The 12537-nt window shown below is 43.0% G+C and carries 13 protein-coding genes and 1 riboswitch; of the genes, 4 read left to right on the top strand and 9 right to left on the bottom strand.

The genetic code is table 11. The annotated features are described in order from the left end of the window. Positions 1-4 precede the first annotated feature (4 nt). Together PS3_RS01440 and PS3_RS01435 are read left to right on the top strand one after the other, a co-directional pair. On the top strand, positions 5-427 hold the full coding sequence (locus PS3_RS01440; protein ID WP_007121791.1) for an OsmC family protein: 423 nt from the start codon (positions 5-7) through the stop codon (positions 425-427). Continuing rightward, positions 424-1437, top strand: a complete 1014-nt coding sequence (locus tag PS3_RS01435; RefSeq protein ID WP_007121790.1) for a lipoate--protein ligase — start codon at positions 424-426, stop codon at positions 1435-1437. The genes PS3_RS01440 and PS3_RS01435 overlap by 4 nt, the downstream gene beginning before the upstream one ends. A 68-nt stretch (positions 1438-1505) precedes the next feature. Here PS3_RS01435 and argH read toward each other — a convergent pair whose 3' ends face one another. The 8 genes from argH to PS3_RS01395 form a co-directional block, all read right to left on the bottom strand. After that, a complete protein-coding gene (gene argH, locus PS3_RS01430) occupies positions 1506-2885 on the bottom strand; it encodes an argininosuccinate lyase (RefSeq protein WP_007121789.1) in 1380 nt (459 codons plus the stop codon). Positions 2886-2890: 5 nt separating this feature from the next. Then, a complete protein-coding gene (locus PS3_RS01425) occupies positions 2891-4102 on the bottom strand; it encodes an argininosuccinate synthase (protein ID WP_007121788.1) in 1212 nt (403 codons plus the stop codon). A gap of 124 nt (positions 4103-4226) precedes the next feature. Beyond that, complete coding sequence (locus PS3_RS01420) at positions 4227-5231, bottom strand: aldo/keto reductase (RefSeq protein ID WP_040467865.1); 1005 nt, start codon at positions 5229-5231, stop codon at positions 4227-4229. Positions 5232-5358: 127 nt separating this feature from the next. Next, positions 5359-6012: an energy-coupling factor transporter transmembrane component T family protein gene (locus PS3_RS01415; RefSeq protein ID WP_007121786.1), complete on the bottom strand. Its 654-nt coding sequence runs from the start codon at positions 6010-6012 to the stop codon at positions 5359-5361. Beyond that, positions 6002-7366, bottom strand: coding sequence for an ATP-binding cassette domain-containing protein (locus PS3_RS01410; protein WP_007121785.1), 1365 nt, complete (start codon positions 7364-7366; stop codon positions 6002-6004). Before PS3_RS01410 ends, PS3_RS01415 begins: the two co-directional genes overlap by 11 nt. 2 nt (positions 7367-7368) lie before the next feature. Next, entirely contained in the window at positions 7369-7932 is a 564-nt protein-coding gene (locus PS3_RS01405) for an ECF transporter S component (protein ID WP_007121784.1), read from the bottom strand. A 92-nt stretch (positions 7933-8024) separates the two neighbouring features. After that, a riboswitch (TPP riboswitch) is annotated at positions 8025-8113 on the bottom strand. A gap of 36 nt (positions 8114-8149) precedes the next feature. Then, positions 8150-8635: a methylated-DNA--[protein]-cysteine S-methyltransferase gene (locus PS3_RS01400; RefSeq protein WP_007121783.1), complete on the bottom strand. Its 486-nt coding sequence runs from the start codon at positions 8633-8635 to the stop codon at positions 8150-8152. Continuing rightward, positions 8635-9594: a nucleoside hydrolase gene (locus PS3_RS01395; protein WP_007121782.1), complete on the bottom strand. Its 960-nt coding sequence runs from the start codon at positions 9592-9594 to the stop codon at positions 8635-8637. The genes PS3_RS01400 and PS3_RS01395 overlap by 1 nt, the downstream gene beginning before the upstream one ends. 90 nt (positions 9595-9684) lie before the next feature. Between PS3_RS01395 and PS3_RS01390 the strand changes: the two genes are divergently transcribed. Then, positions 9685-10683: an NAD(P)/FAD-dependent oxidoreductase gene (locus PS3_RS01390; RefSeq protein ID WP_007121781.1), complete on the top strand. Its 999-nt coding sequence runs from the start codon at positions 9685-9687 to the stop codon at positions 10681-10683. Between the two features lie 86 nt (positions 10684-10769). Here PS3_RS01390 and PS3_RS01385 read toward each other — a convergent pair whose 3' ends face one another. Next, the gene (locus tag PS3_RS01385) at positions 10770-11879 is read right to left on the bottom strand and encodes a PTS transporter subunit IIC (protein WP_007121780.1); all 1110 of its coding nucleotides are present in this window, start codon (positions 11877-11879) and stop codon (positions 10770-10772) included. 350 nt (positions 11880-12229) lie between these two features. On the opposite strand from PS3_RS01385, the gene PS3_RS01380 reads away from it, so the two are divergent. Continuing rightward, positions 12230-12532: a hypothetical protein gene (locus PS3_RS01380; protein WP_040467863.1), complete on the top strand. Its 303-nt coding sequence runs from the start codon at positions 12230-12232 to the stop codon at positions 12530-12532. The last annotated feature ends 5 nt before the right edge of the window (positions 12533-12537 follow it).

The raw sequence follows: 12537 nt of genomic DNA, 5'->3' as shown, positions 1-12537 counted from the left end.
ACCAATGGACTTCAAATCAATATATCAAACCACGGTGGAAAATGATATGGGAATTCTCGGTGAAACCAAGGGTGACCTCGTCTTACGGACCAGTAGTCCCCTAAGTGAGATGCCGGGGACGAATCCTGAACAATTGGTTGGACTGGCGTATGCTACCTGCCTTAATGCGACCATTGAAGCTGAAGAAGCTCGTCGTGATCTGGTTCATAATAGTCAAGTGCGGGTGCAAGTTGATCTAGGTAAGGACGTTGAAGGGTATCAATTTAAGCTTTTGGTCCTAGTACGCATCCCAGAAGTAAATCGGACCGTTGCGGAAGAAATACTTGAAATTGCTAAGCGTCGATGCCCGATGGAAAAGTTGTTAGGTCAACATCCTAATGTTACAGTAAAGTTGGTTGATCAATTTAAATCGAGGCGAGAAAATTGAAGTATTTAGTCACCAAGAGTCATGATATTCGTTATAATTTAGCTTTAGAAACCTACTTGATGGAACATGCCGACTTGAGCGAACCCATCTTGTACTTTTACATTAATTCACCTTGTATTATTTTGGGGCGGAATCAAAACGCTTATGAAGAGGTGAATTTAGATTATGTGAAAGCCCATCAAATCGTTGTGACCCGTCGGACCTCGGGCGGTGGAGCCGTCTTTGATGATTTAGGCAACGTTAGTTTTAGCTTTATTACGCAAGATGACGGGCATTCATCAGGTAACTTTCGGAAATTTACTGATCCGGTTATTCAGGCCTTGCATGAAATGGGAGCAACGAAGGCCGAGTTGTCAGGTCGAAATGATCTTCAAATTAATGGGCAAAAATTTTCTGGTAATGCGATGCGAGTTGAACACGGGCGGATGTTTTCACATGGAACATTGATGTATGATGTTGATCTCGATGTCATTGGTCAAGCGCTGAATGTTCCGGCTGATAAGATTGCTTCCAAAGGAATCAAATCGGTCCATAGTCGAGTTACTAACTTAAAACCACATTTTGCGCCGGAATTTCAAAATCTAACGATTGAAGAATTTCGGGACACCCTAGCCAAGAAAATTTTAGGCCTGACGGATTTAAAGGATGCCCGCCCATATGAGCTAGACCAAGCCACTTTACAGGCGGTTGATCAATTGAATCAAGCCGTTTATAGCAATTGGGATTGGGTGTACGGAAAATCTCCGGTGTCTAAGATTCAACATCGACAACATTTTGATCAGGGGACCGTTGATTTTCGCTTAGAAATTAACGATGGTCGGATTACTGATCTACAGGTTTATGGTGACTTTTTAGGCCAAGGGGACGTGAATGAATTTGCCAAGCAGTTGCGCGGGGTACGTTATCAAGAAAATGAGCTCGCGGATGCCCTAAGCCGAATTGATACTGAATATTATTTTGGCAAAATTGCCCCAGCTGATTTGTTAGCTTTGCTATTACGTCAAGAATAAGAATAATTTAAAAGGCCTCCAACATCATTCTGGATGTTGGAGGCCTTTTGGGCGGAATTTATAATTGGCTAATCTAATTCAGCATGTGCTTGCTTTATTTGGGCTTTGACTTGATCAAAGCCGGTTCCGCCCAGGGAAGTCCGCCGTTGGACCGCGACTTTGGGATCGAGAACTTGATAGACGTCTTCTTCAATTCGAGGGTCGATCTTTTGATAATCTGCTAATGAAATGTCTTGCAGATTTTTCCCACTTTGGAGTCCTTCATAAACTAGATTACCAACGATGGCGTGAGCCTGTCGGAAGGGGATCCCCTTAGTAGCCAAATAATCAGCCAACTCGGTAGCATTGCTAAAGTCATTTTTGGTGGCGGCGGCCATTTTGTCGGGATGGACACTTAAAGTTTTGATCATCCCGGTCATAACTTTTAGACAGGGGATAATGGTCTTAACTGTGTCGAAAACCCCTTCTTTATCTTCTTGCATATCCTTGTTGTAAGCTAAGGGGAGTCCTTTCATGGTGGATAACAGACCCATTAGGTGCCCATAGACCCGACCGGTTTTTCCACGGGTTAGCTCAGCCATATCAGGATTCTTCTTTTGTGGCATAATTGAACTTCCTGTCGAGAACTCATCGGCCATTTCAAGATAGTTAAATTCATATGAGCACCAGGAAATTAATTCTTCACTGAGTCGGGACAAATGCATCATTAAGATGGCGGCATTACTCAAAAATTCTAAGGCAAAATCCCGGTCACTAACCGCATCCAAGGAATTTGTGTAAATTTGGCCGAAGTCCAATAGTTGGGCTGTATATTCCCGGTCGATGGGGAAAGTGGTCCCCGCTAAGGCTGCGGACCCCAATGGCATGATGTCGGTATGGTGTTGATTAAATTCAAACCGTTCGACATCCCGCTTAAGCATAGCGTAATAAGCCATTAAATAATGGCCATATGAAATGGGCTGAGCATGTTGAAGGTGGGTATAACCTGGCATGATGGTTTCCACATTTTCTTCCGCCCGCTGCACAAGGACCCTTTGCAATTCTTTAATGGTTTCGATAATTAGGGGAAGACGGTGTTTTAAATATAAGTGAAAATCGGTGGCAACCTGATCGTTCCGGGACCGGGCAGTATGTAATTTACCGGCCACGGGACCAATCTTTTCCGTCAATAAGGCCTCCAGATTCATATGAATATCTTCGCGTTCCACAGAAAAACTTAATTTACCAGCATCTAAATCGGCTTGCAAATCTTCTAGGCCGGTTTTAATTTGTTGGACTTCTGGACTTGTTAAAATGCCCGTATGGCCTAACATTTGAACGTGGGCCAAGGAGCCTTCGATGTCTTCATGAGCCATTAATTGGTCAAAATCAATTGAAGCGCCGAATTCATCAACCCACTTGGCTCCTGCAGATTGAAACCGACCGCCCCAAGCAGTTTGAATACTCATAAGCACTAGTCCTTTTGTTCAGCGTGTTGGTGTACCTGGGCATAAACCTGGGTTGGCAGCCCCCAAAGTTTAATGAAACCGTTAGCGGATTCGTGATCAAAGGAGTCCGAGCTAGTGTAAGTAGCCAAATCCTCATTATAAAGGGAAAGTGGCGATTTCCGTCCTTCACAGATGACATTCCCTTTGAATAATTTAACCCGAACGGTACCGGTTACGTCCGTTTGACTGGCTTTGATAAAGGCCATTAAGGAATTAAAGAGAGGTGAGAACCATTGAGCATTATAGATCAGATTACTGATTTCATGTTCTACTAAGGGCTTGTAATGACCCAATCCCCGTTCCATAGTAAGGTTTTCGAGATCTTGATGGGCTTTAATGAGAACTTCGGCCGCCGGCGCTTCATATACCTCCCGCGATTTAATGCCGACCAACCGGTTCTCGATATGGTCAATCCGACCAATCCCATGTTGTCCTGCAAGATGGTCTAGTTGAGCAATCAATTCTTCTAATGGTAATTCCCTGCCGTTTAAAGCCGTTGGGATACCTTGCACAAATGATAATTCGACGACTGCCGGCGTGTCCGGAGTATTTTCTAAGGCGTTAGTCCGAGCAAAGGCATCTTCAGGTGCACCTACCCATGGATCTTCTAGTACTCCCGCTTCATTAGCCCGTCCCCATAGATTTTCGTCAATAGAGTAGGGGCTTTCCTTGGTGATTGGAACGGGAATGTTATTGTCCTTTGCATAGGCGATTTCTTCTTCCCGGGACCAGTGGACTTCCCGGATCGGGTCCTCAATGATCATATCTGGGGCCAAGGCGTGAATGGATACTTCAAACCGGACTTGGTCATTCCCTTTACCAGTACACCCGTGGGCGATCGCAACAGCGCCGTATTCCTTAGCGATTTCAACTAAATGCTTTGAAATGAGCGGCCGTGAAAGGGCAGAAACTAAGGGATATACTCCTTCGTATAGAGCATTTGCTTGCAGTGCAGGGAGGACATATTCAGTCGCAAACTCATGCCGAGCATCGACCACAATCGATTCAATTGCTCCGACATCGAGGCCTTTTTGTTTGATGGCACTAAGGTCCATCTCTTCTTCACCGACATTAAAACAAACTGCGATGACATCATAACCAGCATTTTTTAACCAGGCGATCTCAACTGAAGTGTCGAGACCACCAGAATAAGCAAGCACAACTTTTGGATTAGCCATAATCTTTTTCTCCTTGATGAATAATTATTAATTTACAAGGAACAATATACAACTAAAATGCATAGTATGCAAGCGTAAAATGAATATTTATTTAATTATTCGTTTTTATGCATCGTTCATACGGTTATGAACGCCAGTTGTTGGAAAAAGAATGTTGTTGAGATTCTTCAAAGCCTCGATGACCATATATTTTTAATTGGTTCAAAGAATCATCTAAATCCTTAAACTCAGCATCGGTCAGTTGGACCTTCCAAGCACCGAGGTTTTCAATGATCCGTTGGAGATTTTTTGATCCTGGAATTGGGACGACATTTGGATATTTCTTTAACATCCAAGCCAAGGCAATCTGGGCCTTGGTAGCGTGTTTGCTGGTACTAAATCGGTCCAATAAATCAACGATCGGTTGATTGGCCGCTAAATTTTCGGCTTGTAATTGGGGAACAAATTTCCGAACGTCATCCCCCTCGAATTTCGTTGTTTGCGTAATTTTGCCTGATAAAAGGCCACTAGCAATTGGTGAGAAGGGTACGCAACCAATGCCTTCTTGTAAACAATAGGAGATGATTTCACTTTCACAAGACCGTTCGACCATATTATAAAGATTCTGGACGGCACTTACCGGAGTGATTTCATGCGCCGTTTTAAGAAGATTTAGGCCAACTTGAGAAACTCCCCAAGCTCGAATTAGACCTTCGTCAATTAGTTTCCCCATGACTTCAGCGACTGGTGCCATCCCTATTTCTTCGTTATAGCGGTGGAGATAATAGTGATCAAGGTAGTCAGTTTGTAAATTTTTTAATGAATGTAGTAAGTGTCGCTTAATGGTTCGGTATAGATCGTGATTGGCTTGATATTCTTCGGTTGAAATATGGATCTTGGAAGCTAACACCACTTCTTTACGAAAGGGTTTGATTGCTTGACCAACCAGTTGTTCATTATGACCAGGGTAAAATTGTTCGCGTCCATAGGTTTCGGCTGTATCAAAAAAGGTACATCCGTAATCGTGGGCTCCCTGAATCGCCTTGATTGCGACATCAGTTTCCGGCACCTTTCCATAGCCATGAGAAAAGCCCATACAACCCATCCCAATCGGTGAAACTTCTAATTGCCCTAATTTACGCATTTGCATGATCAGATCCTCCACTTTCCTTTTTGATTATTATAAAACAAACTTAGTCAGCAACTGGTAATTATGTTAGTCAAGAAATAAAAAGACCTGAAGATCCGACAAAGATTCTTCAGGAATGAAAGTCCACTTAAACGGGGCAAAAGATCAATAATAATTGCAGAATGATCAGTCCACCGATTAGTAGCCACCAATCACTAGTTTTAACTGCAATGGCATGACTAACCGTTCGCGATTGGACCTCATTAAAGCCATGGGATTCCATCGCCTGGGCTAGTTCATCTGACCAGTGGATGGCGGTTAAAATCGCTTTGAAATAAAGTTGGGGTGACCAATAATTTAAAATGACCCCCCGCATGGCAGCGGCTTGTTTGATTTTTTGGACATTTTCAATCGTCTTCGAGATCAAATTCAAAGCGGCTAAGACCCCATAGGCATACTTAGGTGGTAAGTGGAGGTTTTGCTCCAAAGATCGAGTCAGCGTTAAGGTCGAGTGAGTTTTGACAATCGCTGTTCCGGTCAGGATATAGACGTAAATCCGCGAGACTAAAATCCAAGCGTACATAATATTATGCGAGCCAAACCAGCCAATTGTTACCAGAATGGCTAGACCCGGAATAATGGGGGCAGCTAAAATCCACCACCAGGTCCTGGCCGGTAAGTTTTTATACATTAAGTACAGGATGGTAATGATGATAATGATCAAGTTAGGTAATAACTTTTTGGTGAAGGTAATCTCTAAGGCAGAAATTAAAATGAGTAGCAATTGATAGCTAGGGTTCATAGGCAACCACTCCTTGATAAGTTAAACGGTGATTAGCTAAGTGTAAGTGGTGGTCGACTAACTTGTCAATTAATGCTAACTGATGGATGATGATTAACATCGTTTGTGGGTAGACAGCTTGACACTTACTGATTAGATTAATGATTTGCTGAGCCGAGTGGCGATCCAAGCCGGTTAGCGGTTCATCGAGCATTAAAACGGGTTGCCCCATCATTAGCATGACTAAAACTTGGAGTTTCTTTTGCTGACCACCACTAAGGGAGTAAACTACGCGCTCCATCAATTGATCTAAGCCCAGATCGGTCAAGGTAGCCTGTAAGTTTTCGTCAGTAAAGTATGGATGGTGACCGTGTTGACGACTTAAGTCAAGTTCTTCTTGGACCGTAATGTTGATAAATTGATCGCTGGCTTGTTGGAAGATTACGCCAATTTGTTGATTTAAGCCTAGGGATTTTAACTTAGCGATCTCTTTGTGATTGAATTTTAAACTTCCTTGATAAGGAAGGCGTTTCGTAATGGACTTAAAAAGACTGGTCTTACCACTTCCCGACTCACCAGTTAATAAGGTGATTTTATTTGTTGGGACGGCTAAACTTGACACCTCCATTAGAGTTTGATGACCTTGTTGGAGGGCAAAGTTTTTAAATTCTAAAATCGGCGCCGTTGAATCCGGCAGCGCAACCGGTGATTCAATCGCTTGGACCTTTAATAGTGCTTGGATTTGGTCGCTTGATAAATAGTAAGCTTGGCCATGACCAACTTGAATAATTTGAGGTTGGTAATCCTGGTAATCGTTTAAATCATGATCAGCGATGATAATGGTTTTGCCTTGCTGGCGCAGTTGCATTAACTTTTCTAAGATCCAGTGGCGATGATGATGATCAAGGCTAGCAAAGGGTTCATCCAACAAGATGATGGTGGCATCTATTGCAACGGCGACGGCTAGGGCGACTAATTGTTGTTCCCCACCGGATAGGGTCACGATTTGGCGATCTTTTAAGTTTTCGATCTGACAAAAGCTAAGAGCCTGCTGGATGCGCGTGGGAATTTCGGTTGGCGCAATTTGGAGGTTCTCAAGCGTGAACTCTAATTCGTGTTGCGGAGTATCTAAGGCAAATTGCAAGCTTGGATCTTGAAACATCATGGCTACCTGATCATTCCCAGTGATCTGCCCTTCAAGGTGCCCACGGTATTTTGGATAGAGGTGGGCAATCAATTTCAAAAGAGTTGACTTACCACCACCTGACGGGCCAAAGAGTAGGGTGAATTGTCCATCGGGAATCGTTAGTTCAGGGATCTTAAGGATTGTTTGATCTTGATATTGAAAATTTAAGTCATTGATTTGGATTGCCATAATTAACGCGCCTTTAATACTTGTGAGCGTTCCAAAAGATTACTGATTAATTTAACTAAGACCCCGTCAATAATGAACATACAGATAATCCGGATAATCAATAAAGTAATCACGGTGCTGGGCTTAAAGGCGTCGTAACCACTCTTAAACCAGTCCCAAACAAAGGTGACGGCACAGGTGGTGAGGGTAGTTAAGATGGCAGTTAACCAGTTGTAAATTTTGTATCCGGTAAAAGCAAAGCCCAACTCGCTACCAAGTCCTTGAACGGCCCCAGAGAGGAGATTAGCAGCTCCCCATTGATCGCCAATTAACATTTCGACGACAGCACCGATGACCTCGCCTAAAAAGGCAGCTCCAGGACGGCGAAGGAGGAAACCAGCCAAGGGGCCCGCCATGCACCAGAGCCCTATGGTGATGTCTTCAGCAGCGGGTCCAAAACCGACTGGAGTTAGCGCTAACATAATGATGTTGTATAAATAGCCGGCCCCAACAAAAATTACCCCAAAAACAATCCCGATTAGTGCCAACAAAATAATATCCTTTAAACTAAAACCTTTGTGTTGCATTTTTCGCACACTCCCTAATTGAAAATTATCAATTAATATAAAACCCCGCTTTAAGCACGGCTCAAAACGGGGGAGATAGTAATTAATTCAATGAATAAAATCGTTTATCTCCCTTCGCTGGTCCTAACCAGAGCAGGTTCAATGGGTTCATCTCAGCTAAAAAGCGCCCCAGATAACTAATTGATTGTCTTCATCATAACCAATTTAAACTGTAAAATCAATCCTTGAAAGGAATTCCTTCAAGCTCTAATAAAAACTGTTTGCGTGCGATTCCACCCGCATAACCAGTCATTTGCTGATGAACGTTTAGAATCCGGTGACAGGGAATAATAATGGAAATCGGGTTACGCCCGACGGCATTACCAATGGCACGAGGAGAGCTGTGCAAGGTCTGGGCCAGCTCTCGGTAAGTTTTGGCTTGACCATAGGGGATCTCTCGTAATTGTTGCCAAACAACCATTTGAAAGGGTGTTCCCACGGGATGAACGGGGATCAAGCGAGGGTCAACTATTTGGTGATTAAAATATTGGGTTAACCAATTAATCGTTAGATCTGCCACATCAGTTGTTCCCAACGCAATTTCATCTAGTTGATAGTGGGCACCATAATGATTGGCTTGTTTAAACCAGAGACCAAATAAAAATTGATGATCACTAAGGATGGTAATTTCGCCTAATGGTGATTGCCAATTTGTTCTAATCATTAGTGTTCCTTAAAGAGTTGCGTTAAATAGTTCATAAAAGTTGCAAGATAGCGCTCTTTGTCTACGGTAATGGCCACCTTAACATTCGGATTAGGATCATTAAGTTTATCTTTATCCCCAATTGTCCGAGCGTAATTATGGTCGTCATAGATAACTTTCATAAAGAGACTGAGAGTTTGGACAAAGGAAGGATCTAAAGAAACCCCAACAGCTAATGGGTCGTGGAGGGCACAACCATTTTTATCAATGTCTAAGTTATAATAAGCATCAATATAAAAATCGGTTAGATCAGCATAGGCTTGGCCAGCTTTGGTACCTAGAGCTCGCCATTGCGCCGTTTCTTGCTTGGTGAGTAAGGTCCGTAAGGTAACGTCTAATCCAACCATAGTGAGTGGCAGGGAGCTGGTAAGGACGGTATTAGCCGCCTTGGCATCTTGATTGATATTTGCTTCCGCCACATCAGTTACGTTCCCTTCGACGGTTAAAGCTCCACCCATGAAAGTCACGTTACCAATTAGATCGGCAATTTCAGGATCTTTTTCTAAGGCCGCAGCTAAATTGGTCATGGGTCCGGTGGGAATAATAATTAAGTCTTGACCGTATTGATGAGCTGCTTGGATGTAAAAATCAACGCCCGATAGTTTTTCAACGGCGCGCTGTGGTTTAGGGAGATCAACATCGCCGATGCCGTTATTACCATGGATATCCAAGGAAACTTGCATGACCTCAAAATGGTCACTCGTACTAGCGTGTGGCAAGCCCTTATAAACCGGGACATCGGTTTGACCGAGCAATTCTAATAACTTCAAACTATTTTCTGCACAAACATCGAGGAGGTTGTTTCCATAGGAGGCAACAATGCCGATTAAGTCCACGTCGGGGGCGGCCACCGCATACGCAATTGCTAAGGCATCATCAACCCCTGTATCTAAGTCTAAAATCATTTTTTTCTTTGCCATGAGCTGCTCCTTTTATTTTAAATCTTTGGTTACTATAATTATACTGGTACCTGTTAAAATAGAAAAATAATATTTTTAAAGGAGACAACTATGACGGAAATTTATGATGTCACCATTGTTGGTGGCGGGCCAGCAGGGATTTTTGCTGGCTTTTACTGTGGCCTCCATCAATTAAAAGCCCAATTAATTGAGGCCCTTCCCCAACTGGGTGGGCAACCAGCCACTTTGTACCCTGAGAAGCAAATTTGGGATGTTGCCGGTTTAGCTGGTGTCACCGGGAACCAGTTGACCCAGCACCTGATTAAACAATTGGAAGTGGCGCCGATTGATTATCATTTAAATCAAGAGGTCACCAATGTCCAAGCTTTACCTGATGGAACCTTTGCGGTAACGACTGACCAAACAAGGACCCATACCAAAGCAATTCTAATTGCCTTAGGGAATGGAGCCTTTGCGCCACGGAAGTTGGCCTTAATAGGGGCTGAACAATTCGAAGGGCAACAACTACAATATTTTGTCCAACCTAAAGCGACATACCAGGATCAGCGAGTAGCGATTTTAGGTGGTGGCGATTCAGCAATTGATATGGCATTAATGTTAGAACCAGTTGCTAAATCGGTTACCTTAATCCACCGGCGGGATAACTTTCGGGCCATGGAACATGCGGTTAATCAATTAAAAGCTTCGACGGTTGAGATTCTAACGCCATATTTGCCCCAAGCTATTCATCCAGGAGATGGTCAAGAAATTGAATTGGATCTCAAAAAGATGAAGTCAACGGCAACTAAGCAGTTAACGGTTGACAAGCTGTTGGTTAATTATGGGTTTACAGCTAATAATGGGGCTCTTCAGCAATGGGATTTACCATTAGCTGGCGAACGGGGGCGCCTAAAGGTTAATCAACAGTTGCAAACCAATGTTAAAGGCGTGTATGCCATCGGTGATTGTGCCATCTATGATGGGCGTGCCGATCTAATTGCAACGGGTTTTGGTGAGGCCGTTAATGCAGTTAACGCGATTGCCAAAGAATTGTATCCTGAAAAATCAATGGCTAAGCATAGTTCATCCATGAATTTACAAGCAAATTGACAATTAAAAGGGCAGGGAAGAAACAAATTCATGTTTCTTCCCTGCCTCGTTTTGTTTAGATCACATTTTTAACCAGCTTTTATAGTTTAAACAATATCAAGGTGAAGTTGATTTTCACCAATCAAGCCGATCTTCTTCATGAAGAAGTAAAGGGCTAAGGAAATTACAGCCGGCACGATCATCCCAAAGAGGACGTAAAGCATTAATTGGTAAGGCCCCTTGGATAGATAGGCGATTGGGGCAATAAAGGAGTTTAATCCCAAACCACCCAAGGTGTAGGTAGAACGGAACCCAAGCGAAGTGGCAATAGGTGCACAAATTGCTGCGGCGGTTACCGATGGAACTAAGAGCCAAGGATTAATTAAGATATTCGGGAATTGGATCTTTGGGGTCACTACAAATTGAGCAATGTTAGCCCCAGCGTTGTTTTGACGGAAGGACATGACCGTGTAGTTAACGAATTGTGACGTTGTTCCAATTAGGGCGGCAGCTGATGAGATTGGATCCAACATCAAGGCCACTGATAAGGCAGCAGAAGAGGCTGGCGTCATCAAGAAGAGGGCCCAAACCACTGAGATAGCGATGGAACCAATAACTGGAGAAACTTGTTCCATGTTAGCGATCCACTTAGAAACTGCTAGTAGGGCAGGCGTAACCACGGCAGCGAGGGCTAAACCAGCAACCACCCCGACGGCTAAGGCGCCAAATGGCACTAGGACCATGTCAAGCGGAGTTTTACCAGTTAACCATTTCCCAACGATGGTTGCACAAACGGCTGCTAACAGCGCCGAAATTGGTTGCCCAGTTGTATAAACAGGAGCATTTGCGGCCGTCGCATAAGCTTGACCGGTAGCTGTCAAGGCTTGAGTGGCAGTAGTGGTAAAGTGAACGGCATTGGCCCCGATCATGGCTGAAGCCATCGAAGCAAAGGTTACCAAAGTATTAGTATGAACTTGAGAAGCTACGGCATAACCGATTGCAGGAGCAAGTAAGACTTGAATAGCAGCCCCAACTAACGTTAACGCTTGAATCCCAGTTAATTGACCAATGGTTTGGACTAAAAGTCCACCCCCTAAAATAACCAAGACGGCATTAGCAACGGCAGCGAAAATCCGATATGCAGCTTCCATCCATTTGGATGAGTTCGCATAGGTCTTTTTAGCTCCCTTATGTTCGTGAGCTGTAGAATTGTTCATGAATCGAACCTCCTGAAAAATTAAGAATGATTTAATGTTATCACCAAATCTTAATTTTTCTATAAAATATTTAATTTTAATGAAAGATTAATTTGAAACCGTTTGCTTTCTAGAGGATGCACTCACATACTTTGAATAATTAATTAAATCAACGTTTAATATTAATATATTTTTGTTTTTAGTAAATAAATCTAGCCAAATCGACTAAATAAGTTGCGATAAAGAGCATTATTTCTTCAAAATACACAAGATATTGTGTCAAAACAAAGTATTAATTCTATATCTTGTGTTTATTTTGGTTAAGGCTTATACTAATTTCATTAACTTTAAACTAAGAGAGGATGATGAGAATGCAAAGAAAGGAATTAGTGCAAGCTTGGCACCAGTTAGCTCATTGGTCCCTAGTTAACCAGCGTGGTCAAGAAGAGTCGTTTCAGGAAGTCAAACTGCGGCAGACATTAAAAACCCTGCATTTACAGGCGGAAGCGGCCTTTTTAATCGGGTCAATTGAATTAAAAATTGTGCAAAATAATCTGCATACCACGACGGCTATCCGGCAAGCAATTCTCCAGGTCTTGCATGAACAAGGGTATGTGATCGAAGCTGAGGAATATAAAGATCAACAACGTTTCCGACAATATAAATTAGCCTAAAGTAA

Source organism: Limosilactobacillus gastricus PS3, from assembly GCF_000247775.1.
In the GTDB taxonomy this organism is placed as follows: domain Bacteria; phylum Bacillota; class Bacilli; order Lactobacillales; family Lactobacillaceae; genus Limosilactobacillus; species Limosilactobacillus gastricus_A.
The sequence above is the reverse complement of the archived record's forward strand: the minus strand, read 5'-3'. Positions and strand labels throughout refer to the sequence as shown.